Annotated in this window: 2 protein-coding genes and 1 pseudogene; all 3 read right to left on the reverse strand. The window is 65.3% G+C overall.

Translation table 11 applies throughout. The features are described from left to right. Nucleotides 1-464: pseudogene (locus VL129_RS04625) on the reverse strand (PLP-dependent cysteine synthase family protein); the annotation flags it as partial. A 156-nt stretch (nucleotides 465-620) separates the two neighbouring features. Continuing rightward, nucleotides 621-848, reverse strand: a complete 228-nt coding sequence (locus VL129_RS04630) for an HP1242/YdcH family protein (RefSeq protein WP_325410568.1) — start codon at nucleotides 846-848, stop codon at nucleotides 621-623. Nucleotides 849-1,204: 356 nt separating this feature from the next. Further along, nucleotides 1,205-1,900: hypothetical protein (locus VL129_RS04635; RefSeq protein ID WP_325410570.1), on the reverse strand; the 696-nt coding region annotated here is incomplete at its 5' end.

Genomic DNA, 1,900 nt, shown 5'->3' on the forward strand with positions numbered 1-1,900 from the left:
GCGGCCGGGTTGTCGGGGTTGCCGAACTGGTTGATGAAGTAGGCGCCGGGGGTTTCGCGGGCGATCCGCTCGGCCATGTCCTGGTAATACTCGGGATGGCCCTTGGCCACGTCCGAACGGGTCAGCACCACTTCCGCGCCCATCGCCTTGAGGTTGAGGATCTTCTCGCGGCTCATCTAGTCCGGCACCACCAGGATCAGCCGGTAGCCCTTCTGCTGCGCGACCAGGGCCAGCCCCAGGCCGGTGTTGCCGGCGGTGCCTTCGACCAGGATGTCGCCCGGGCGGATGCGCCCATCCTTCTCGGCGCCCTCGATCATCGACAGGCCGATGCGGTCCTTGATCGAACCGCCGGGGTTGGCGCTTTCCAGCTTGAGGAACAGCTCGCAGGGCCCGGTGTCCAGGCGCTGCGCGCGCACCATCGGGGTACGTCCGATCAGTTCGAGGACACTCTGGTGGACCGTCATGGGGGCTCCGTCATTGGAAAGGCGCGCCTGCGGGCGAAACCGCAGGGGCAGGACGCCCATGATAACCGCGGCCGAACGCCGGATGCGCAGCGGCCCCGGCACCCATTCCGATACACCGGATGAGCCCGAGGCCGCACTTCAGTTGAAATCACAGAGTCAGTGGATGAGGTGTGCCCGATCCGCCCACATGCGCTCCAGTCGAACCTTGGCCAGCAGCTTCTCCTTCTTCATGCTGGTCAGGGTGAGATCGTCCAGGGGGAGCACACCGATATCGGCGTCGTGCAACTTGCTGTCGAGTTCCCGGTGGTGCTGGTAGAGCCGACGGAATTCCGCATCGGCCTTCATCAATGCCTCGACATCATCACGCTGCTGGTTTTCAAACATGATCCGACCTCCTCGCGAGTGGGTTGGCGGATGCCCGTGATTACGGAACGCCCGCCGACGGTTGACTCATGCGTACACCCACGACCCACGCCGGAATTCCGGAGCGCAGGTGGAGCATTGAAACGTGGAATGGACGCATGATTCAGGTCAGTGACCCATGAAGCTGGGGTGCCTCATGGGACTCTGACCCTACTCCCCCGCCAGAGGGGGTGCAAGCCTTTCGACGAGGCTTCGCTAATACTGTGATCTCGTCGTAAAAAGCTGTTAAAACAGTGTTTTACATTTGTCCCCGAAACCCGCGGCCGCCGGTGCCAAGCCGGCCACAGGGCGCCCCGATGGCGCCCTGCCAGGTCGCCTCAGCGGTGCGTTTTCGCGGGGCTCGGGGCCGGCTCGGCCGGCTGGTTGCTGTCTTCCATCTGCGAGCGCATCGCCTTCGCGGCTTCGGCCGCCAACGCGGCCTGGCGGCGGGCAGCCTTGGCCACCTTGCTCTGTGCCGCGGCCAGTTTCTTCGCGCGATCCGCTTCGGCGCGCGCCTGATCCGCCGCCTGCGAATACTCCTCGCCCTGCTGCTGCAGCCGGCTGGCTTCTTCTTGGGCCAGCTGGTACTGCAGGCGCTGGCGCTCCAGTTCGCGCCGGGCCATTTCCACGTCGCGCCGGCTGTTGTCGAGCAGGATCTGGTCGTGTTCGCGGTCGAGCTGATTCAGCTTGATCTGGGCGCCCTGGACCTGCGCCGCCGTCTTGGCCAGGTCGACCCGGCGTTCGGCCAGGTACAGCGCGTGCGGCCGTTCGCGCGAACTGGCCTGGGCCAGCCGGTTAATCGCATCGCGTGCGCGCGCCTGCTCGGCCTGGGCATACGTACCCATGCCCGGATCATCGGCGAGCTGGTCCAGGCTGCTGCTCAGCCGGCTGATATCGATATCGTCCTGCCTGGCATGCGCCGATCCGATCAGGGTCAACGCCAGCGCCATGGCGGCAAGGATCTTTGCAGTGGAGCGCTTCATGGCTGACCTCCCTGAGCGGGCTGTTGATTGGTATCGGGCACGGTCTGGAAG

Origin of the sequence: Pseudomonas sp. (genome assembly GCF_035497915.1) — a bacterium.
Classification (GTDB): domain Bacteria; phylum Pseudomonadota; class Gammaproteobacteria; order Pseudomonadales; family Pseudomonadaceae; genus Serpens.